Source organism: Brasilonema angustatum, from assembly GCF_059505445.1.
Genome location: NZ_JCACKO010000145.1, coordinates 75,293 through 97,495, shown reverse-complemented (window position 1 = coordinate 97,495; position 22,203 = coordinate 75,293). Strand labels below are relative to the sequence as shown.

The following is a 22,203-nucleotide window of genomic DNA, read 5'->3' as shown; positions in this document are numbered from 1 at the left end:
CATCAAATTGCGCCAGTCCTCCGGTAGGTGGGAATGTCTCGAACTTCCTGAGTATGAAGTAAACTAATCGCTTCAATATTTTTTGTAATCGGGTCTGGTAATGGAGCCGTAAAAACTTGATTTCGAGAAGTTTTCTCCTTGAGTTTGTTCGCACCTGAACTAGAGTGTTTATTGGCTGTGTCGTCTGCGTTGTGCCTCATACCGCAACTCCTAAATTTGGATGTTACTCGATTATCTTCTGATACTGTCGGCAAATGGATATCAAGAGGCTAAAACTCTTATTATACCCTGATTACAGCAGTGTTCATTTAACTGATGAGTGGTAAAATCGCACTTTGGAATGGTGAGAGTTTTAGAACATTTGATCTAAGTTTAAGGAGCCGTGCATCATTGTTGAAATGTTTACCATGAAACCTCTGCGTTGGTTGCTGTTTTTTCTGCTACTGACTACAGCAGCAGCCTGTAACCAGACTCGTGCTTCCCAAGAAGAACCAACATCCGAATCTTCACCTTCTGCTCAACTGGCACAGAGTTCTACACAAGTGAAAAATGGTATTCGTACAGAACCATTTTCACCAGCACCTATCCGCATTAACGTTGCTGATTTACCAAAGCCCTACGCTACTGATAGCGCCTCAAAGTCACCTGAGGTCGTACCAATTCCAGAGAACCCGACTCTGCGTGTCCCTCCAGGCTTTGTGGTCAACGTTTTTGCTGATGGTTTGGATGCTCCCCGGTGGTTAGCTTTAACTCCCAACGGTGATGTTTTGGTGACTGAAACTAAGCAAAATCGTATTCGTTTACTGCGTGATACCAACGCTGATGGCGTGGCTGATGTCAAACAAACTTTTGCCACTCAAGCCAACGGACTAAATAGACCCTTTGGTATGGCTTTTGCTGGTAATTCCTTCTTTTTGGGCAATACTGATGCAGTGTTGCGGTTTCCCTACGCTAAAAATCAGCAGCAAATCACTGGTTCTGGCACAAAAATCGCCAGCCTACCGGCTAGCGGCTACAATAACCACTGGACACGTAACATTGTTGTCTCACCCAATGGTAACAAGCTATATGTTTCGGTTGGTTCTGGAACTAATGTAGACGAAGAACCTTTGCCACGGGCTTCAGTGCAGGTGATGAATTTAGATGGTTCCCAGCAGCAGACTTTTGCCTCTGGCTTACGTAATCCTGTTGGTTTAGATTTTAACCCTGTGACTAAGGAACTTTACGCGACTATTAATGAGCGTGATGGTATTGGCGATGAGTTGGTACCAGATTACTTCACACGCATTCAGCAGGGAGAATTCTATGGTTGGCCCTATGCGTACTTAACAGCTAAAAATCTCGATCCACGTCAGAAGACGGGTGATGCTAGCAAACGACCAGATTTAGTCGGTCGCACTCGTACTCCAGATGTGCTATTTCAAGCGCACTCAGCTGCATTGGGGTTGCAGTTTTATGACGGTCAGACATTCCCGGAAAAATATCGTAATGGTGCTTTTGTTGCCTTTCGTGGTTCTTGGAATCGCGATCGCGGCACTGGATATAAAATTGCTTTTGTCCCATTTGACACCAATGGACGACCGCAAGGTTACTATGAAGACTTTCTGACTGGATTTCTCCTAAACCCTACTGTACCAACCACTTGGGGACGTCCTGTGGGTTTACTCGTTTTACCGGATGGTAGTCTTTTAGTCACGGAAGAAGCAAATAACCGTATTTATCGGATTCAGTATAAAGGTTAGTCATTTGGTCATCAGTCAAAAAATCGTCTTGTACTTATGACTAATGACTAATGACTAATAACTAAAATCAAAACCACCCTTCCTGTTCCAAAGTCTCTATCAACTGAAGTCCACGGGGATCACCAACTCCCAAAAGGGAGGCTTTAGCGTCTTCGCGCACTCCCAAGTCTTGGTCTTCAGCAAAGGCTTGAATCAATGCATCAATGGCAGTAGCATAAACGACGTTAGAAGGCAGTTCGCGGCAAAGTTGTCCAATTGTCCAAGCGCAATTGCTGCGTACTGGTGCTACAGGATCTTGTACCAAAGCTGAAATCAAGGGGGGCATTGCTTTCACAACAGCCTCATATCCCACATCTGCCATTTGTGCCAAAGCGGTAGCCGCCCACAGGCGTACTGCGGAAATATCGGTTCTTAAAGCGTCTACCAGAGGTGCTAGGCTGCGGCGATCGCGACAGTTCCCCAATGCCCAAACAACTCCTTTACGCACGTAGCCATTCCAATCTCGGTTTAACTGGGCAATCAGCGGTTCCACAGCATCTAAACTGGGGTTACGTCCGATACCATAGGCTGCACTGACGCGCACCAAAGGACAGGTATCACTTAATAAGTTAATCAGATGGGGAATAGCCCTAGGATCTTCTATGTCGGAAAAAGCACGTGCAGCCAGCATCCTTTGCTGCGGCAGAGGATGTTCTAATAATGCTAGCATCTCCTCTGGATTGGGCATTGGCGTCTCTGTTTCAGCAGTGACGGGTTCCATGTGATCCAGAGGGCTTTCTAGTTCTGCTTCGACATCTAGTAGGCTAAGGTCGTCTTCGTCATACATATTTAGACACAATGCGAGAGAATTTCTCTAAATTTCCACTGCGGTTTTGCTATACCAGTATTAGAAGTTACAATCTGTTTCTTTCAGGCATATTTGTCAGGATGAAGAGATTTTACCATCCACAGTGATTGGCTTTGATATCCTAGCTGATTGTAAAGATTCAATGCGGCTGTGTTGGTTTGAAACACTTGCAATCCGATTTGGTGATCGCCTCTTGCTTTTGCCCAATTTTCTACATATTGCATCAAAGCTGTGCCGATACCTTGTCGTCGGTGTTCTGGCACAACGTACAGTAAAAAGATATGAGCATGGCGATCGCCCTGGACTTGATCTATGGCATTTCCTACCCATAAACCAGCGATAGGGGATGAGGAAGGGAGAGAGGGAGGGAGTGAGGGAGAGACTCCTAATTTGGAATTTGGAATTTGGAATTTGGAATTGCTTTCTCCCCCGGCTTCTCCTGTTTCCTCTTGTTCTACTTCTACAAAATCAACCCACCAAAGGGGAGTTTCTCTGGAGAAGTATTGCTCGACTGTTCGCGCCAGATGGGAGAAATCTTGCTGTGGAAAGGCTTCTTGGTAAGTCCGCTGCATGAATTTTACCAGCAGCGCCCTGTCCAAGGTAGAACCACGGCGAATTCTGTAACCTGGTAACAGTTCCTCAGACACTTAAAGAAGGAGACAAGGTAGACAACGTAGATAAGGGGGAATTTACTCCTTCTACTTTGCCAGTCTCTTCAACAGGTGCGGGTGCAGCCATATCAGAGGGTAAAAAGATGCGGGAGCTGACTGCGACAAGAGCAATAATGAAAATTAACACTACGAAAAACGGCGCGATGTACTGACGAAATATAGCCATAGTTTCATTTTGCAACGAACTGTTGATATTTGTGAGCCTTTAACTAGCGCGCTTACACGCTTGCAACGAATGAAAGAAACACCACCTCCCTTGTTAAAACAGTTATCAGTTATCAGTTACCAGTTATCAGTATGAAGAAGAATTCAGCAATTGGTGCAATTCTTGATTCAGAAGGAAGAAATAAAGAATTGCGACTTCTGACTCCTGACTCCTGAACGGCAGTTGACGCCAGGTGCTACCCTACGGGAAGCCGCCTCCGGCGTCTACAAGTCGGGAAACTCTAGCCGAGCACTGCCTCCTCCTGACTCCTTCCCTGTTCACTGTTCACTGTTTACTGTTCACTGTTCATTGTTAGGGGTTAGCGCTTTCAAAATCAGCAATTGCTTTTTCCCAATACCAATTTTCTGGCATACCAGGAAAGTCTTGCTTGGCACGATTTACCAGCTGTTCGGCAGCAGTCGCATTACCAGCTAAAGAAATGAGTCTATTTTTGAGATTTGCATCAGGTTCAAGCTGTTCTCTTCGGGAGGGTCGCGTTCTTGCTGCTGGGGAACTCTGCGCCTGTTGTCTTCTAAACTCCCAAAATAAAACGTAATAAAGTGTACCAAAAATTATAATAAGACTGAAAGTCCCTAAAAGAGTTACTAAGTTAGGCGTCAAGTATCCCAGAACTAACTGGGAAAGAACGTAGCCAAGTAAGACGCCAGTAATTAAAAGAATAGCCGTTGCGATAATAATGATTACTTTTTGCCCCATAAATCCTCTTCATCATCGTTGAGTCCGGGTCGCTTAATTGCCACTGGCTTTTGGTTCCAAGGGGCAAACAATGGTAATAGTAATAGTCCTGGTACAGCCACGGCAATGCTAATTAAGAAAAACATCTGCCAACCCGTAATTTCCGCTATTGCGCCAGCTGGAGCAGCTATAATATCACGACTGACAGCCATCAAACTAGATAGTAAAGCATATTGAGTCGCGCTAAACCGCTGGTTGCACAAACTCATCAAAAAACCAATAAAGGCAGCTGTTCCTAAACCACCACAGAAGTTTTCTACATTGATGGCGATGACCATGAACTGGTAGTTTTGACCGAGTGTAGCTAGGAAAAAATATACTATATTACTTAATGCTTGTAAAATCCCAAATACCCAAAGCGACCGATTTATACCAATTCTGCTGAGAATCGAACCACCTGCTAGAGCACCAACAATAGTAGCAATTGAACCCATCCCGATCTGAATAGCACCAATATCAGTTTTGGTGAAGCCAGTTTTGAGTAAAAATGGCGTGGACATATTGCTCAAGAAAGCATCGCCCAGTTTATAAAGTACAATGAACGCCAAACTCAACAGGGCTTGGTATGTACCCAGGCGCTGAAAAAATTCTCTAAATGGAAGTAAAATCGCTTGTGCTAAAGACTCTGGAGGACTCACTTTCTTTGGTTCTGGCGCGAGGATTGTACCAAAAATGCCAATCACCATGAAAAGCGCCATGAACAAGTAAACCGATTTCCAAGGCAAATGGTCAGCAAGTATTAATGCCAACGCACCTGCTACTATAATGGCAAGTCGATAGCCTGAGACGAAAAGACCAGCACCCGCACCTACTTCTAGTGGTTCTAAAACGTCAGTACGGTAAGCATCAGCAGCAATGTCTTGCGTGGCGCTCAAAAAAACGATCGCCACTGCGTTGATCGCCAACAGTTGTAGTGCTGTGCCGGGTTGTTGCGAAGCCATAAGGGCGATCGCAACAATTAAAGCAATCTGCGTTGCAATTAACCAGCCCCGCCGCCGTCCCAATATTGGGAGTTTATATCTATCGAGGAGTGGTGACCAAAGAAATTTCAAGGAATAAGGCAAACTGACGAGACTAAACCAGCCAATTGTCCCCAAGTTTACATTTTCTCCGGTCATCCAAGCTTTCAAAGTGTTACCAGTTAACAAAAAGGGTAAACCTGATGAAAATCCTATTAACACCAACGCTGCCATCTTCCGGCTTTTAAAAACTTGTAGTAATGATGAAATTGTTTGCACTGTTTTATTTATTTCTCCTAAAGTGGAAGAATTTTTAGATATAGCAGGGAACGCTTAACGCTTAACGCTTAACAGGCTTGAAACTCTCTCAGTGTCTGAGTTTTCTGTTCAGTTTGTGTCCTAAAACACCTGGCGACAGCTATATCTTGTCATACTGACGGCTTAATATCAGGCAAAGATGTCTATATATAACGCAAAGTTCCACTATCTTAAGCAGTTTGCATTTTCTCTTTTTTGACTGTTTCTTAACTTTCGTTAAGGAAATGAATTTGATGACTTATGATTTCTACACCGCGTTCTGCAAGACATTTTGCCCAACCTTCACGAGTACCAATCTCGCTTTTATGCTTGAGTAGTCCTAATTCTTGTTCTTGTTGGGTAAGTTGAGCAAATTCTTGGTAATATGAATAGTTAGAGGTCACAAATGTTTCTTTACGGTGAAGGATTGGCGGATTTTTCCTTTGCTCGTAGTCTCGGTGAGTGATGCGCAAAGTTTTTAAATCAATCGTGATACTCGCCTTTAATGCTGGGTGGGCATCAGTATCAAATTCCGGGTAAAACAGGTAGGATATTCGCGGTTCATCTGTACAAAACTTTATCAGTGTTGCGTCATCGACACGTCCAACAGTACGACTCGCGCAGCCTTCGTAAACTCGCAGCAAGGGATCGAGTTCACCAAGGGCAGAAACATGAACGTAAAGGGCGTTACGAGTGTGTTTGCCAATTTTACTTTTTTCGCAAGCAGTTTGCACGACTCCGGTTTTCCCCAAACTGAAAAGCTTAGCATCAGCAACTTCGCAAGCTTCTTCATAATTGCCAAAAAATGCTTTGATGTCATGGCGCATTTCTGGTGAGAGTTTATGCCAAGAGGGACGTTTCTCGAAGTGGGTCAGAGCAAGATAAACTTGAATATCAAGAGAACGACCGTAGGCGATCGCATCCCATTCTGCCTCATCAGTCGCTTGTAAAACCACAGCAAAAGCACGGCGAAAGTTCTTAAATTCACTCAATAATTCCTGTTCGTTATCCAATTCCCCTTTTACCGGGAGTCTGCCACGTTGAGTAAAAAAAGCCATCAGTGGTTCCAGCTTCTCTTGGTAATCCTCAAACCGTTTCGTAGGAATGCGTATTTTCGGAGTTGAGGTTCTAGAGAAAAAGCGTATCGCCTTGAATCCTTCTTTTTGCGCTTCATCTCGAAAAACAAAATACACACCCAGCGCCACTGGTACCGCATCTACATTCAGGGCTTCATCAATGTATCTTTTGAGTTCTTCTTGTTCGTAATATTTCTGAAACGTGTTGCGACTCGTGACGATACCATCGCTGTAAGCAACTTGAGCCTTGCTGGGAGCATTTATCAAAACTTGAGCCGCAACAATTAAGACTTCGTGGGCAAGTTCCCAGGCATGACAAAGAGCTTGGCGGCGTTCCTCTGGGTTTTCAATTACGTTCAGGACGTAGCCCAAGTTCACCACATTAGCGCAAATGCGCGGGGTATCGGGGTAATAGTATGGGTCCCAGCCTGAGCTGGTGTAGCCTAGGTTGGCTACTCGGTCCACATCGCCACCGTGTCCGCAACCGTAGTCAAAAAACGTGGTATCGTTATTTATAATTGCCCATTCTATTGCCAATCGCACAGGTCTCGATAAGTCAGTGCGAAAAATTGCGGCTTTATGGCGTTCTATTTCTACGTAACTCTCTGGCGACATAAGGATATTGAGAGAACCACAAATAATCACAGATGCATACAGATAAATAAGCATCTGTGTTTATCTGTGATTTATTAATCCTTATATCTTTTTCGTCGCTAATTCAACTAAATCTTCAATCTTCTTGATATTTGGATCGCCTGCGAGGTAACCGATACCGCGATGTAGGTGGAGGCGAAATTGTGTCGCCAGGGTTTCTTTGTCTGTTGGGAAGCCGTCGTTGTAGCAGCGTTGCTTGAGGGCGAGTAACAATATATCGGAGGTTTCGCCGCCAAAGACGCGCCATGTCATCTCGACGTTGCTATCTTGAGGAATTGGGACGGGTGAGGGTGGAGTTGGTTCGGCGAGAGAACGACAAAACGCCCAACGACACAGGATGTTCCATTGATCGATTTTGGTGTTGCGTCTGAGTTTGAGGAGTTGGTCTTTGGCTGTTTGGGAGAGTTTGATACGATCTATTGGGGATTCCATAACAAGTGTAGAGTAACGCATTCTACAAATACTGTTGAATAGAAGGCGCGATACAATCAAGATACTATGCCTGCTAGAGATATCTATCACAACACGGTTAAAAATGCTCTCATTAAAGACGGCTGGACAATCACCCATGATCCATTGCGCATTCGTCTAGCGCGTGGCAGAAATCTGTTTGTCGATTTGGGTGCAGAACGTTTACTTGCAGCTGAACGAGGAACGCAAAAGATAGCCGTTGAGGTCAAAAGTTTTACCCGTCCCTCTGATATGAAGGATCTGGAGGAAGCTGTTGGTCAGTTTGTTTTATACGCCCAATTGTTGAAGCGTTACTATCCTGAATATGTACTTTATCTTGCTGTAAGTGAAGATATTGGTAAGAGTGTCTTTGAAGAAGAAGCTGGTCAAACCTTGATTGACGATGGCATCATTCGTTTAATGACCTTCGATCCCAGCCAGGAGGTAGTGATCCGATGGATTTATTGAACACTCAATATGGTGAGATCATTGAAAAAGTTTTGCAAACTTATACTGACTTTCTTGGTAGTGATGACCAGGTGCAAGTTGAATTAGTATTCGACCGAGAGCGTGCTCGCTACCTTCTAGTAGAAACTGGCTGGCAAAACGGTTATCGTATCTATGGCACATTATTACATATTGATGTTATCGACAATAAACTCTGGATTCAACATGATGGTACAGAAGAAGGTATCGCGTTGGAGCTAGTAGCTGCTGGAATTCCTAAGGAGTGTATTGTCCTAGGCTTTAGAACGCCTGAACAGCGAAAACACACAGAATTTGCTATTTCCTAGAAGTGCGATGCATCCTTTCTAGTTTTGTCAGTCCACTTTAATGGACTTCGGCTATTAGCCTGGGACTTACAGTCCTAGGCGGACGAAAACGGAGTCAAATAATATGTAATTCCTTTGACATTTGTTTGAGCAAGTGCAAAATGTATAACTTACCAAAAATATCCTGGTTCAACAGTTGTTTGACGGGTGGATGAGTCGTATTTGAGGAGGTATTCGCGGGCGATCGCCTCGTTTTCTCGCAATATTTTGACTTGTTTTTCTCCTATCTCTGTATCGGTGGAAAGCAGAATGACTTGATGGCTGGCTGATGGAAAGTAACGTTCAACTAGGTTACTGCGGTGGGAGGAGTCTAAGCGTCCTAAGGGTGTGTCAATTGCAACTGGTAAGCGACGTCCGGAAACGCGGGCTAATCCCCAGAGGAAGGCGATCGCTAAGAGTTGTTTTTCACCTGCAGAAAGACGATGTTTTGGAACGGGTTTACCTTGTACATCGTATAGCGACAGGCTGAAGGTGTGAGTGTCAATCGCGATCCGATGCACTAAGTCTGATTTGTGGAGGAGGTAGCGGAAGCATTCGGTGACTTCGACTTCTAGTTTATTGAGTTTTCTGAGGGTTAATTTTTCGCGGAAAAGCTTGAGTGTTTGTTGGACTTTTGCTGCAGAGGTAATAATATGTTCGTAGTTTTTGCGGTCAATATTTTGCTTACTATATTCTTGTAAGTCCTTTTTGATTTTTTTTATTTCAGCCTCTAATTCATCACAGCTGCGTTTTGTGACTTCGCTTGCTGCTTTGATTTGGGAAACTTGATTTTGTGCTGCTTCGAGTGCATCAACTAACTGTTTATAAGCTTCTGGTTCGGCTGCAGTCTGTATTTGTCTTTCCAGAGTGATAATGTCTTCTTCCTTATTTTTGAGAATACCGATTTGCTGCTTGGCTATCTTTTTGTCATTTTGCAGGTAGTAGAAAACATTACCCAATTGACTCAAAGTTTCAGCGTCAGCTAATAACCAGGATTCTTCTGGTTGTATCAAGCTTGATCGCAATGTCTCTTCATCTTGTTCTAAAAATGCTTTTATTTGTTCAACTTGTTCTTCAGAAATTCCTGCTTGAGTCATCCAATTGAGTAAACGTTTATCTCGTTCAAATAATATATCTCTTGCTATTTGCGCTTGTTGAATACGAAATTCTTTTTCTCCTTGGCGTTGCGCTTGAGTCAGTAAAGGTTCAATCAACGCCAGTGGTAGAATACTATCCGCTAATTGACACATTCCCTGACGTGCTTGTTCTACTTCAGCAGTTTTTTGCTTCTTTTGTAATTCTAACTGATTTCGTTCGGCTGCGATTTTACCGCCTTCGGAAACAAATTTATCAAACGCTTCTTGCTTTTCTTTTTCTGATGCTTGTAATTCCGTTTTTAATTTTTCTAGCTTATTTTTGTTTTCTTCGTATTCTGCTTGTTGCTGTTTTAGTCTTTTTTCAATTTCTCCTATATTTACCAAATCTTTAGTATCGGCTATTTCCTTACGTTTGCGATTGACGACAATTTCTAAATCAACTCCCAAACGTTCTGCCAACTCTAGCCCCAAAAGTCCGCGAATTGCATCAACCACAATCGGTGGCGGTACTTCCTGTTCTGCAAGTTCTTTCACCTGTTCTCCATCAAAGAGAAAGAGGTTGGAAATTCCTAACGGAAGTAGATTTTCAATGTAATCGTCCCAAGTATTAACTAATTCTTCTCTGGGCCAATCCTCAAGTCTTGCGTCTAATTCATAAATTCCTAAATTGTCTTTACCATCTTTCGGATTTTTTTCCCAAGTTCGCACTATTCGGTATTTGACTGGCTGATCATTTTCAATATGTTCAAAAAGTAATTCAATCTGTGTTTTTTCAATTACCGGAGTTTGACTGTTAACGCATTGGCTAAGAAAATCACTATAGCTTAAATTACCACGGTTAGAACATTGAGCACGAGATCCATAAAGCGCAAGGCGAATCGCATCCATCAAAGTTGTTTTGCCGCCACCGTTCATTCCACCTAATAAGAGGATGGGGCGAGAATTATCATTTTCTTGTGGATTAAGGTTGATAACTTGGCGTCCATTGTAGGGACCAAAGTTTTGTAGGACAAGTTCAAGGAATATCATGTGATAATACTAATATACTAGGCGAATGGAATTCGCGTCTACACAGGCAAAGTCCGCCTGCGCGGACTAATTAAGTACAAGATTTTTAGGTTATCCAGGAGTAAATTCCCAGATAGGAATGATTGATTTTTGAAGATGGTGAGTAGCTTGGTTTTTGATGTAATTGGCTACGCTATCTATGGCATCATGACTAACTGTAAAAGCGCCATAGCTACCTTGCCATTTGAAAAACTCACCTGGTTTGACTTCATGAGTCATAAAATGGGAAGAACTTCCCTTTATTTGTTTTATCAGAGCAGATAAGCCTAGAGTTGGCGGAAAGCCTGTTAACAGATGAACATGATCCTCAACACCACCTACCGCAATCACTGTGCATTTCAACTGTTCACACTCCTTAATAATTGCTGCATAAACTAGCTTCTGAATATCAGGTGTAATCAGGGGCAATCTATCCCAGGTCGCCCAAACATAATGTATATATAATTGTGTGTAATTTGACCTCATTTTTATTTAACCCGCGTAGGCGGGTTTCGTTTGTGTAGCTATCCCAGGTTGCCCAAACATAATGTATATATAGTTGTGTGTAATTTGACCTCATTTTTATTTAACCCGCGTAGGCGGGTTTCGTCTGTGTAGCCGCGAATTCTATTCGCCTGGTTTCTGGTTTCTTGCAATTTTATTCACCGAAATTCCCATCAACAGAATCCCTATTTTTTAAATTTGATGTTTGCCCAACTTTGCGGTTTGTCTGTTTCATCATTTTCAGAAACAGCAACATCACCTAAAGTCAACTGCTTTACCTTTGTAACGTCACCTTGAGTAACTGCTTCTTTCAAATCACGTGTTAAACGGGCATTATCAATCGCTTCTTTTTGCGAACGCGAACTTGTCTTAAAACATTTTTCTAGTGCATCGTAAATTCCCACACGACGCGACATTTTGCGATACTGGCGTTCTGTGTCGAGAAGCTTCGCCATGAGTTCTAAGTGCATGACATCTTCTTGACAGATTTCTTCCAGCACCGCCCATTCATCGCTACCAAGAAGACTGTTACCAGCACCAGGACGCGGATCTATAAAAGGTTCATCTGTCACTTCTTTATAAATACGGGGTAAACTATCATCAAATTCGTGTTTGTCTTCTAGCCAAATCCGGCGAATTTCACTCAATTCTTCTGTGGTAATGAGAGTGATATCACGCATATTTTCTGGTGCTGTGCGACGGATTTGTGTTTGCGCTTCTAGAACTTTTCTTAGCCAATGTTCCCGCCAGTATTTAGTATAAGGACCAGGAATTGGTTCTACGGAGATTTCTCCGTTGAGATTGCGTTCAAATAGTTGAACCTCACCCCAAATTCTTCTAAAGTCTCTTTTATCCCGATCATCTTCAGCATCTAATTCATTTCGGATATCTAGTAGAGGTTGCATCCATTCTTTTTCTTCCTCATTTTGAATCATCGCCTCCATCGATTTATCCTTACTAACCATTGTGCAGACCCAGCATCCAAAACGAGAACTGCCACAACTAGGAGTAGAAGTATCAACAACTAGCGGACATTCATTATCTGCTGTTGCGCCTCGATACATAGCGAATAAATCTTTATTGCTGTATCCCCAAGGGTTTTGCCATTGCATCAGATAAAGCCAAACTTCGTCAGTTCGCCAATCTTCTATAGGTGTGTAAAGGAGAGAGTTCACCAGGTCGGGATGAGGACTGAGGCGGTCACGCACCCTACCTACTTCGCGCTTCTTCATAATAAGAGCGCGATTGGTGCTTTCCGTTTTGCGAGTTCCCAAGATAACAATTGTTTCGCCACTGGCTCGCACAACATCACGAATGAAACGGCTAGATGGCTCAATCTTCAAGCGTCCAGTACACCAGCGAAATTTATGGCGGGGTGCTGGGTAGCCTTTGCCAATTAAGCCCACCCAGTAAGTCTGTTTAATTTCTGGTTGCAGTAAATGAGGTTCAATTGCCATTCGTTGCTCTTGAGCAGCTACTTTCATCTGCTCTAAGGAGTTGCGTACCCAAGCGGAAACATAGGGATTCTCCACACCTGTATCTGTTGTGATAACATGGATTGTTCTAGTCCGTTTTTCAGGTGGAAGTTGTGCGATCGCATTCCAAATCAACTGCAAAGTAGCTGTTGAATCTTTACCACCGGAGTATCCAACTACCCAAGGAATGGCATCCAGACAGTATAATTCTTGTATTTCAGTGGTGAGTTCTTGGATATAATCAACTAACTCTGCCACAGTACGGGCTTGCTGACTTTGATTCTCTGACTGTTGTGCTGTAGCCATTTCTCCTTCCCTGTCTGAACACGGACGTTACTCACCCGAATTATATGTAGTCTTATCAAACCTTAGTATTGTAAACGTAAAGTTTTTAAAAACTTGGTCTTTTAACCGAATTTTATACAGAATTAATTTGTACCAAACCTTGCAGTTTTCAAAAACCATTATGAAGGACAGCGCATCTGACCAAACCACTGACATCGCTAGCGAGTACTTGCAACGGGAAATCAAAGATCAACAGCTACTCGCTTTAGTTCTGGAAAAGTTCCTTGGGAAGAAGGATCGCATTCTCGTTCAGAAAACCGAGATGGGTGGTACTGAGGCTTATGTTGGTTCTGTCACCCTAGAATGGTTTGCAGGACGGGTTCACTTCGCGTCTGGCTTACCACTGCTGCAAAAAAAGTACAATCCAGAGACTGATAACATTGAAATTGACGCGGATAGCATTGATGAAATTCAACAGCGTCCCCTTGATTGGTCACGTCAAGCACCCCTAGTGCAGTATTTGGCAGCGCGAAAAAATCACAAGTTTCCGCCAGTTCTGGTGGTGATTAACCAACCGTGGGTGGATAATCCCAAAGCTGCTGAGTGGGATAGTCAGGGACGCGCCACAAAATCTACCACCGAATTCACTGCATTGGATAAAGATGATAAAGTCGGTCTGCTGAACCTTTGTGAAGAAAATGTAACCATTTATGCCTTGGATGGTCAACACCGATTGATGGGTGTGCAGGGTTTGATGGAGTTACTCAAAACTGGCAAACTCCAGCGATACAAGAAGGATAAAACTGCTTACGAAACTTTCATTACGTTGGCTGACTTGGTAGAACAATATCGTGTGGAACCAGCTTACCTGCAAAGCTTGCCCAAGGAAAAAATTGGTATTGAGTTCATTTGTGCAGTTGCGGCTGGTGAAACCCGCGAACAAGCAAGGCGACGGGTGAGATCCATCTTTGTTCATGTTAACCTGATGGCTGCACCCTTGAGTAAAGGTCAGTTAGCACAGCTGAATGAGGATGATGGTTTTTCGATTGTTGCCAGAAAAATCGCTGTCAACCATCCGCTTTTGGAACAACAGGAAACGCGAAAGCCTCGTGTCAATTGGAATAGTGCGACAGTTGCAGCGAACTCAACAGTTTTGACAACGCTGCAAGCTTTAAAAGAAATGTCTGAACGATACTTGGGGCAAAAATACTCTCACTGGAAACCCTTGGATAAAGGTTTAATTCCCATGCGTCCAGAGGATGAGGAACTTTATGAGGGCATACAGGAGTTTCACAAATTCTTCGATTCTTTGGCAACGCTTCCAAGTTATAAGCTTCTTGAAGATGAGGGTACGCCTGCATTGCGACGGTTCAGCTTTGAGAAAGATGGCGGCGAAGGAAATATGCTTTTCCGTCCTGTTGGTCAAGTGGCTTTAGCGCAAGCTTTGGGTATTTTGGTTTTTAAGAAAGGGCGATGGCTAACAGACATTTTTAAGAAGTTGCAAAAGTTCGACCGTTCCGGTGGCTTTAGCGGTATGGAGTACCCGCAATCTCTCTGGTACGGTATTTTGTACGACCCAAACAAAAAGCGAGTGCAAGTTGCTGGGCGGGATTTGGCGGCGAAGTTACTGATATATATTCTGGGTGGAATTCAGGATCAGATGGAACGCGCGGAGCTTCGCAAGGATTTGGCTAAAGCAAGAACTGTTGAAAATAAAACAATGGGTTTTGACGGGAATTTTGTTGAACCGAAAGCGGTAGGGCTTCCGCCTATTTTGAACTAGCAAAACCATACTTATGATTACTACAATTAGGAAATGACTGAATGGCACTAGTCTCAAATTAACTTCTAAGTTCACAAATCAATCTTTACTCATCAATTTCACTTTCATCTTCCATTTCATCTTCTATCTCATCAAATATTTCTTCATCATCTTCATCATCTCCACCTCGAAAGTTGGTAGTATCTACACTGGAAATATTTTCGTCATTAACCTCTGTTGCTTTTGCAAAATGGTCTTCCTCATATCTAGTGTCATCTTCTATAGATTTAACTTCAGGTAGCTCGACAAAAAATTCTTTTCTCCAGGTAGCTATTGTATCTATAGTCCAATTAGCTTCACTATCTACATCTTCACGAGTACTCTTTATCAGTTCACGTACTCCATCAGAGGTATTAAGAAATATCATTCTAAGAAGCTCTATACATTTATCGCTACCAGAACCAGTTGTAATCATAGTCAGTTTTTCATTAGGCTGTACAATAACGTTTTTCCAATGAGGTGCATTTCTATTGAAAAAGCCTTTTTCATGCATCTTCGCTATACTTTTTGCAATCGCATCCAAAATCTCTGGAATACGATATTCAACCTTGATTCTCAACAGAAATCGTGAAATAGCAAAAAAAACAACACGCTGCCCTAGGACAGTATACAGAATATTTGATTCTCTTAATTTCTTCAGTTGTTCTTTTTGACTACGTTCTTTTTGACTACCTTGTAGTTTAATTTCTTCTGGTTGAGCAGGAACGCTTATACCCAAATGTTCAAGTTGATTTAGCCAGTCCTGAAATGGTTGGAGTTCATAAAAAAACCATTTAAAAATAGATCGAGTTCCTATATGAGGAATTTTAGGATGAGATTCGTAATAAATCTTCATCGCATTTTCTCTCTCAAGTGGAGAGTTTAAAATTTTTTTCAGGGCTGTTTTTTTATAATCTATTACAATTTCTACAGCACATTTACTAATTAAATCTATAGTTGTCAAATAAGGATCAAGCTGTGTCAGATTTGTAGATTTGGAAGACCATTTTACAATTTTGTCTTCTAATACATCTTCTTCTAATAGTTTCCTGGGAATTAGCGCAGAGAGTTTTGTGTCATCCAGTAGAAGTTGAGTTTGACGATCAATACGTTTGGCAGTGTTATTTATTACTGTAAATATATTACGAGTAGCTTTAATCGCTTCATCACGTATAGAGACAGTCTCTTCAGAGTATCCAACTCGACCTAAATTTCCAAAAACTAAATAGACAACTGGGATATCAAAAGGTTCATTACAAGCACAATTTTCTGCTTCTTCTTGGGGAGATAGATGCTGTTTACCTATATGTATATTCCAGTACTTTTTGAGGGATAACAAACGATGTTGACCATCTATAACAATGCGAGAAACACCCTTGTATAATTTTAAGTTAACCCATTTTTCAAGAGGTTTTCCTTTACTCATAACTTGAGAAAAATCCCAAAACTCTGTTTGCTCATCTGAGTTAGGGAGAAGAACAATAACCAAAGAGTTAAAAAACCTAATACCATTTTTTGCTAAATATGCGAATAGTTCTGTTTCCGCTCTTTTCTCATCTAATTTTCGTTGCACTCTCTCAGAAAAGCCCCATTTCCCCTGAAGCTCACCAGCAAATCTAATATTCTCTGCTGCATCACTATGATCAAGGGTAGTGAGAAAGTAACGTACTTCACCAAAAGTACCTGTAATGGCTTTATATTCAATAGTTTCTGGTGATTGGTCATCTAGTTCTTCCATCATCAACTCCTTTGTGTATTGAATCTAGGCTGACAAAGTTGGATTAACAAGCTTTCAAGTTCTCTGGCAATATCCCCAGCGCAAGGAAAACATATAAATAGAAATTCATCTTGAGGTCTTGAATTTCCGTATCTTCCGAAAAAACCATTGTCGTTCTCTAAGTGTTGTCTAAATCTTTTTTGTAAACTAGAAGCATAGCCAATATAATCTGGAGATTGTAAAATACTACAAGTTAGAAGGAGTTTCTTGAGATTACGCCTATCCTTCGGCATAGATACACTTTCAATAAAATGATGCATATTATCCGATAATGTAACTGGCTTTCCACATAAATCTATAATGAATTTCTTTCGTGAATCTTCTTCTACGAATTTTGTTGTAAATACATTTTTACTAATCCTCTCATTTATATCACCAAGTAAATTATCTTCTGCAAAATCAAACGCGTGGTAAAAAGCGTATATTCCAGGTTTATCTGGAATATCGTAAAATGCTGAAATCGTAGCTGTGGCTACTATAAACTTGCTAAAAAAGTCATCATGTATTGTTTCTTCCATTGCTGTATGGACTTTATGATCTCTAAATTTACTTGTCTAATATGATAAAAATCTACTTAAATCAAACTCGCCTTCTCCAGAAGTTTCCTGCAATTTATCATGACTTAAAATTAATAGTAGCCTTTCTGAATAGTCTACTGCCCCTCGCAATTCATCTCGTAATATTTCAAGTCCACCATTGGCATATTCCTCAAAAATACAAGTACGTTGAGCGTCATAGTACTCGTCATTAGAAGAAAGAATATTGATATCTTTATTTTCAGTCATTGCCAGTAATTTGATTAGCATATTATATCCCCTTGTAACAAAATGCTCCTGTGGTATTGGCTCTGGATCTCTTTTAGAGATCTCTCCTAGAACAACTCGCTTTTTGCGCTTTGCTCCCAATGCAGCAGTAAATACAAGTACATCAGCATAAGTCTGAAAAGGTCCAGTTGTTTCTTTTGATGAGACTAAGGCTTTTACTAAATCGGCCTTATCTTTAGCAATTTTGATTCTGTTTACAGCCATAATCAGGATATCTATTTTGTTGCAATTTTAACAGAAAGCACTCCTAACTGCATAATTTTATACCAATTAGGCAGCGATCGCCCTCTCTGCGTCCTCTGCGCCTTTGCGGTTTATTTCTCCTACTTTAGAAACTAGACATCTTCGTAAACTAGAGATATGGGAAAGTGAAAATCAACTTATCTCTCCAAAAGCAGTCTCAGCGCACTTCACAAAACTTTATGAAAACTGTCCACCATCTACATCACAAACTCTCCACGTCTGATAGTACAATAAAAGTAGAAACTTCCACATAGTAGTTCTCCAGGCATTAGGGTGATATCTGGTTAAGACAATCTACAGCTCAAAGATTGTCAAAGTTAGAAAAAGTAAAGGCGCTCTGAGTTGATAGAGTCACAACAGAGGCGAGGAGAACAGTGAGAGAAAAGTTTTTAAAAACTATTACCCAACATTCATGTAGTTCTTGAACTACCAAGAAGTGAATTTGTTGTATTTCTTGCATCGAAAGCAACAACACTCTCTTTTCTTCTCTTTTGCATTCTCTACGCTTCTGGGGTTTATAACTTCTAACAACTCACGCAAAAACAATGTAGAGACGCGAGGTTTCGTGTCTCTATTTTGTGTCTGTGTGTGAAATTTCAAAAACTACCCTTCCCGCATCACCTCAATAATCTCTGTATACTCAAACTCATTTGGACTTTGTCTCACCAAAGGATACCGTTCCCCAGCCAACTCAATATAATCTTGTTCACACTCAGGCTTAGAGGAATAATATGTCAGCACATATTCCCTACCAATTTTATCTGCCATTTCTTCTTCTACTTCACCTCGCCATTGTGTCTTAGTTACCAACACAATCAACTGGTTTGCTAATTTAGGAATTGTCTTTGCAATTTGTCGCCGAGAAATTTCATCCAAACTCCCAAAGGGTGAATCCATGACAATTGGGAAAGTGCTACTATCAGGAACCAGCAATATTTTTTTCTTTTCACTCCATTCCCGTACTCTATCGATAATGCTGGCAATAAAAGATAAACTGAGAATTTGATTCTCTCCTGTGGAAGCTGCAACTGGCATTTCGATACCTGCTGTATTCTCTACCAGCGTTAGTTCATATTTATCGCTAATTTTAGGAATATAAGGTGTAAACGAAATTTCGCTGAAGATTTCTTGTACGCGCTTTTCTAATTGCCAACGAAACTGCTTTTCTTGACGATTTCTAACTTCTGTTAACCGTTCAATAGCATCTTGAGTCGCGCTGATGCGTCGCTGCGCCAGTGCTTGTCTGTCTTCATTTAGTTTCTGCTTGGCGATTTGTTTTCTCAAACCTTCCAAGTCAGTTTTCAAGTTAGCAATTTGTTGCTGATTTGCACCTTGCTCTAATATGAACTCTCTAATTTTATCTTCAATTTCATCCAAACGCTTTTGTAAACTGCTGATTTCTTCATTTGCATCTTTTCGCAATCGTTCTTGAATATTATCTAACTCACCTTCCGTTTGTGATATACTTTGTCTTAACTGATTAATCCGTGCTTGCTCTCTATCAACTTCTGACCAAAAACTAACTGCTTGCTTATCAATTTCATCAACTTGAGCACTCATGCGGATGGCTGTTTCTTCCACAATTGAAGAACCCGCTTTATCTAATAATTTGATCACATTTTCGTGTGAGTGAGTTCCTTGGCGTAAGTCTGCACCACAAATACAGCGTTGAGAGTCGAGTAATTCATTTACAAATTCCCGTGAAATGCCAGAGGTTAACTCGCCTCGCTGCTTCAAATCATCTATAATTTCTCGAAATTGTGCTGTGTTTTGTGAAAGTAATATGGTATAACCGCGTCCAGAAATTGCTTTTTTAATAGCGTCCCTACTTTCTTTAAGATTTTCCTGATTAGATGCTTTTTGTTTTTCTAATTCTCTTCGTCTTTCTTCTAATTCCTTGGCAGTACTGAGTTCTCTTAAGCGGTTGCTTGTCTCTTTTTTAAAAGTTTCTTGATATTCTAACTCTTGTTTAATTTCTGTTTGTCGCTTTGTGATGCGTTCAATTTCTAGTTCGAGAGTGTTTTGCTGTTTCAAAAGCTGTTTAATTTCTGAATCACCAATTATCCTTAACTCATTTTCCAGAGTTTTTTTGGCTTCCTTTAAGTGATTGATGGAACGGTTAATGACTTCTACGCCTAAAAAAATCTTTGTGGCTTCCGCAATTTCAGCTTTCTTGTCCGAACGAACAATCTCTTCAATCCGTTCACCATCAAAGAAGAAATATTGATGTAAACTAATGGGTAAGATTTGCCCAATCACGTCTTCTGGTTGCTGAGGTGGAAAATACCAGCGTCCATCATCCCCAGCTACCTGCATACGCAATTCTGTTTTGGTAACGTTGAAGTCGCTTTCATTTTTATAAACTCGGCATATGCGTTTTACATTGTAGCGTTTGCCGTCATGTTCCCACTCTACCTCTACCCAACATTCTACAGTTTGTCCAGGTTTCGCTTCGGCGATCGCACGTTTATTAACTAATTGTTCAGTCGATGCGAAAGCTGCACTAAATTTCTCATACAATACCCAAGTAAACGCATTCAACAGACTCGTTTTTCCTGAACCATTATTACCGTGAATGATTGTTGTGTTGCGAGTCTCTCCTCCTGCAAGAATCATTTCTGGTGTTTTACCATAAAAAGAGCGAAAATTACAAAGCTTAATAGAAGTCAGCTTCATCGCACTGCTTCCTTCACAATCGCCAGAATATCATCATTAATATGGCTATTAATTTTCTTATCTAGTCTACTTTTCTCCAACTGCCACACACGATCAATTATTTGCCGTACTTCTAATGGTGCACTAAGAATTGGTTCTTGAACATAATCAATATGAGTTTCTTTTGTCATCTGGCTTTAATTGGAGTTTTTATATCTTCTCATACTATATGGTTTCACAATTAGCAGTCAAGACACTATAAGAGTTATCGATTAGCAACAAGACGCCAAAAACGCCAAGAGAAGAGAGAAGAGGAAATTTCACTAAACAAGCTTTCCTAAGTAGGATGTTCACACCCTCCTTTTCTTCTCTTTCTTTTCTTTGCGCCCTATGCGCCAAGGGCGCACGCTACGCTAAAGCGTTCTTCGCGGTACCCTGCGGGAAGCCGCTGCGCGTCTACGTTTTTTTGTTCACGACTTATCTAGGATTGCTATGTATCTTTGCGGGAGATTGAAAAATTAAATATCCAACAAACCGTATCGCTTTTGTAAGTTGAGTAACTTTATCCTCGCTTCACCTGCGTTATCAGCTAAATCAGCAAACTCAACCAATCTCAGTAATTCTTTTCTCAATAAATTGCGTTCGACTTCTAGAGTTTTCCTATCTAAATCAGGCGGTAAAACAATCATGTCAAAAATTGTGGCACGTTCCTTTCCAGGATGAGGACGCAAAACTCTTCCGCGCCGTTGAATGAATTGGCGGGGGTTAGCTGAACTTGCCAAAATCACCGCTGTTTGAATTGCTGGAATATCTACCCCTTCATCTAAACAGCGAATCGCTACTAAACCTTGCAATTCACCACTTTCAAATTGACGACGTAAAACTTCTCTTTCTTCTATAGATGTTTGGGATGTGTAGGTACTGACTTTATAACCCAGTTCTATCCCTAAAGTTTTGACGACAGCTTTGAGTTGGCGTAAGCTAGAACGTTCTCCAACTTCTTGTGAACCATCACTACAATAGAAAAGTGTATGAGTTGTTTCAGCGCGAGTTGACATTAACTCGCGCAAGGCGTTTAACTTATTTTCTGCTGCACCAATTAACCTTGCTCGCTGCATCAATAATGGCTTCAAATCTTCGTTATCTTCCAAATCTGCTAATTCAACGTTTTCCCGTTCTCGATATAGTAGTGCCTGTCCAATCTTTCGCGTTAATTTAGCATAAGCACGGCTTTCGATGTCTGTTAATTCTACTAATATAGGATAATAAAGATAATGGACTAAAGCACCTTGAGTAATAGCATCTCTTAAGGTAAACTCTGGTTTGAGAACAGAACCAAAATATTCAAATAAAGATTGGGTTCCACTTTCGTCAAAATATCTTTCGGGTGTAGCAGATAAAGCGAGTCGTAACCCAACACGACGAGGTAAACTTTCTTCCAATTTGGGTGCGCCTAAGTTATGTGCTTCGTCTCCAATAATGAGAGTTTTTTCTGGAAAATACTTGAGTTGAGATTGAAAGCCATCCCCCATTAAAGTAGAGTTGCTGGTAATAACTGTAAGAAACGGTTGGGAACCAGAACGCACATTATAAAGTTGTGTGGAAAGTTGACTCTGCCAATTGTGTAAACTCTCAAAAGCTAAAATAGGTTGCAAATTAAATTTTGCACATTCTCGCGCCCATTGCGTGACAAGATGTCGATAGGGACAAACGACGAGCAAGACTTGCAAGTTAATTTGCTTGTATAATTCAGTGGCGATCGCCAGCGCTGTAATTGTCTTCCCACTACCAGTCGCCATTTTCAGCGTACCTCTACCGTTGTTGGCAAACCAGTTATTAACGGCTTGTCGCTGATACCCTCGCAGTTGCAGAGATGGTGGCATTTTAGGGCATCCTGGTAATGGTTGTGTATGATAACCACCTCTACTTTCGCCTACAAACGGTAATTTTAATTTGAACGTAGGTGTTTGCTTAACTTGATTTTTTATTAAATACATAAATTAAATAATAGTAAGAGAAGTGGTGA

At 41.3% G+C, this 22,203-nt stretch carries 21 protein-coding genes; 4 read left to right on the top strand and 17 right to left on the bottom strand.

All coding sequences use genetic code 11. From position 1 onward, the window contains the following. Window positions 1-2 precede the first annotated feature (2 nt). Window positions 3-200 (bottom strand): hypothetical protein, encoded by a 198-nt coding sequence (locus AC5JM2_RS29850; RefSeq protein WP_495838806.1) that lies wholly within the window; start codon window positions 198-200, stop codon window positions 3-5. A gap of 207 nt (window positions 201-407) precedes the next feature. Between AC5JM2_RS29850 and AC5JM2_RS29845 the strand changes: the two genes are divergently transcribed. Next, entirely contained in the window at window positions 408-1,742 is a 1,335-nt protein-coding gene (locus AC5JM2_RS29845; protein ID WP_495838804.1) for a PQQ-dependent sugar dehydrogenase, read from the top strand. A gap of 67 nt (window positions 1,743-1,809) precedes the next feature. Here AC5JM2_RS29845 and AC5JM2_RS29840 read toward each other — a convergent pair whose 3' ends face one another. From AC5JM2_RS29840 to dndE, 7 genes are all read right to left on the bottom strand, one after another. Next, window positions 1,810-2,568 carry a HEAT repeat domain-containing protein gene (locus AC5JM2_RS29840; protein WP_495838802.1) on the bottom strand — a complete coding sequence of 253 codons (759 nt, stop codon included), beginning with the start codon at window positions 2,566-2,568 and terminating at the stop codon, window positions 1,810-1,812. Window positions 2,569-2,651: 83 nt separating this feature from the next. After that, window positions 2,652-3,161 carry a GNAT family N-acetyltransferase gene (locus AC5JM2_RS29835; protein WP_495838889.1) on the bottom strand — a complete coding sequence of 170 codons (510 nt, stop codon included), beginning with the start codon at window positions 3,159-3,161 and terminating at the stop codon, window positions 2,652-2,654. A gap of 67 nt (window positions 3,162-3,228) precedes the next feature. Next, window positions 3,229-3,426 (bottom strand): DUF8624 family small hydrophobic protein, encoded by a 198-nt coding sequence (locus tag AC5JM2_RS29830; RefSeq protein ID WP_495838801.1) that lies wholly within the window; start codon window positions 3,424-3,426, stop codon window positions 3,229-3,231. Between the two features lie 351 nt (window positions 3,427-3,777). Beyond that, the gene (locus AC5JM2_RS29825; protein WP_495838799.1) at window positions 3,778-4,182 is read right to left on the bottom strand and encodes an ABC transporter permease; all 405 of its coding nucleotides are present in this window, start codon (window positions 4,180-4,182) and stop codon (window positions 3,778-3,780) included. Next, a complete protein-coding gene (locus tag AC5JM2_RS29820; RefSeq protein ID WP_495838797.1) occupies window positions 4,167-5,459 on the bottom strand; it encodes an AmpG family muropeptide MFS transporter in 1,293 nt (430 codons plus the stop codon). Before AC5JM2_RS29820 ends, AC5JM2_RS29825 begins: the two co-directional genes overlap by 16 nt. A 245-nt stretch (window positions 5,460-5,704) precedes the next feature. Further along, entirely contained in the window at window positions 5,705-7,168 is a 1,464-nt protein-coding gene (locus tag AC5JM2_RS29815; protein ID WP_495838888.1) for a DNA phosphorothioation-associated putative methyltransferase, read from the bottom strand. Window positions 7,169-7,249: 81 nt separating this feature from the next. Beyond that, complete coding sequence (gene dndE / locus AC5JM2_RS29810) at window positions 7,250-7,639, bottom strand: DNA sulfur modification protein DndE (protein ID WP_495838795.1); 390 nt, start codon at window positions 7,637-7,639, stop codon at window positions 7,250-7,252. A gap of 66 nt (window positions 7,640-7,705) precedes the next feature. On the opposite strand from dndE, the gene AC5JM2_RS29805 reads away from it, so the two are divergent. Both AC5JM2_RS29805 and AC5JM2_RS29800 read left to right on the top strand, forming a co-directional pair. Next, a complete protein-coding gene (locus tag AC5JM2_RS29805) occupies window positions 7,706-8,125 on the top strand; it encodes a XisH family protein (protein WP_495838794.1) in 420 nt (139 codons plus the stop codon). After that, window positions 8,113-8,451 (top strand): XisI protein, encoded by a 339-nt coding sequence (locus AC5JM2_RS29800; RefSeq protein WP_495838792.1) that lies wholly within the window; start codon window positions 8,113-8,115, stop codon window positions 8,449-8,451. Before AC5JM2_RS29805 ends, AC5JM2_RS29800 begins: the two co-directional genes overlap by 13 nt. Window positions 8,452-8,600: 149 nt before the next feature. Here AC5JM2_RS29800 and dndD read toward each other — a convergent pair whose 3' ends face one another. The 3 genes from dndD to dndC form a co-directional block, all read right to left on the bottom strand. Continuing rightward, on the bottom strand, window positions 8,601-10,595 hold the full coding sequence (dndD, locus tag AC5JM2_RS29795) for a DNA sulfur modification protein DndD (protein WP_495838790.1): 1,995 nt from the start codon (window positions 10,593-10,595) through the stop codon (window positions 8,601-8,603). A 90-nt stretch (window positions 10,596-10,685) separates the two neighbouring features. Then, window positions 10,686-11,099, bottom strand: coding sequence for an IS200/IS605 family transposase (tnpA, locus tag AC5JM2_RS29790; protein WP_495838788.1), 414 nt, complete (start codon window positions 11,097-11,099; stop codon window positions 10,686-10,688). A 203-nt stretch (window positions 11,100-11,302) separates the two neighbouring features. Beyond that, window positions 11,303-12,898: a DNA phosphorothioation system sulfurtransferase DndC gene (gene dndC, locus AC5JM2_RS29785; protein WP_495838786.1), complete on the bottom strand. Its 1,596-nt coding sequence runs from the start codon at window positions 12,896-12,898 to the stop codon at window positions 11,303-11,305. Window positions 12,899-13,058: 160 nt separating this feature from the next. Here dndC and AC5JM2_RS29780 point away from each other — a divergent pair, with 160 nt between their 5' ends. Next, window positions 13,059-14,660: a DGQHR domain-containing protein gene (locus AC5JM2_RS29780; protein WP_495838784.1), complete on the top strand. Its 1,602-nt coding sequence runs from the start codon at window positions 13,059-13,061 to the stop codon at window positions 14,658-14,660. A gap of 85 nt (window positions 14,661-14,745) precedes the next feature. On the opposite strand, the gene AC5JM2_RS29775 is transcribed toward AC5JM2_RS29780, so the two are convergent. The 6 genes from AC5JM2_RS29775 to AC5JM2_RS29750 all read right to left on the bottom strand — a co-directional run bounded on the left by AC5JM2_RS29775 (window position 14,746) and on the right by AC5JM2_RS29750 (window position 22,174). Beyond that, window positions 14,746-16,419 (bottom strand): DNA sulfur modification protein DndB, encoded by a 1,674-nt coding sequence (locus AC5JM2_RS29775; protein WP_495838782.1) that lies wholly within the window; start codon window positions 16,417-16,419, stop codon window positions 14,746-14,748. After that, on the bottom strand, window positions 16,419-16,973 hold the full coding sequence (locus AC5JM2_RS29770; RefSeq protein WP_495838780.1) for a GIY-YIG nuclease family protein: 555 nt from the start codon (window positions 16,971-16,973) through the stop codon (window positions 16,419-16,421). The genes AC5JM2_RS29775 and AC5JM2_RS29770 overlap by 1 nt, the downstream gene beginning before the upstream one ends. Before the next feature lie 36 nt (window positions 16,974-17,009). Beyond that, window positions 17,010-17,483 (bottom strand): DNA phosphorothioation-associated protein 4, encoded by a 474-nt coding sequence (locus AC5JM2_RS29765; RefSeq protein WP_495838778.1) that lies wholly within the window; start codon window positions 17,481-17,483, stop codon window positions 17,010-17,012. A gap of 642 nt (window positions 17,484-18,125) precedes the next feature. Beyond that, window positions 18,126-20,198 (bottom strand): AAA family ATPase, encoded by a 2,073-nt coding sequence (locus AC5JM2_RS29760; RefSeq protein ID WP_495838776.1) that lies wholly within the window; start codon window positions 20,196-20,198, stop codon window positions 18,126-18,128. Then, window positions 20,195-20,368, bottom strand: a complete 174-nt coding sequence (locus tag AC5JM2_RS29755; RefSeq protein WP_495838774.1) for a hypothetical protein — start codon at window positions 20,366-20,368, stop codon at window positions 20,195-20,197. Before AC5JM2_RS29755 ends, AC5JM2_RS29760 begins: the two co-directional genes overlap by 4 nt. A 327-nt stretch (window positions 20,369-20,695) precedes the next feature. Further along, on the bottom strand, window positions 20,696-22,174 hold the full coding sequence (locus tag AC5JM2_RS29750; protein WP_495838772.1) for a DNA phosphorothioation system restriction enzyme: 1,479 nt from the start codon (window positions 22,172-22,174) through the stop codon (window positions 20,696-20,698). Window positions 22,175-22,203 lie beyond the last annotated feature (29 nt).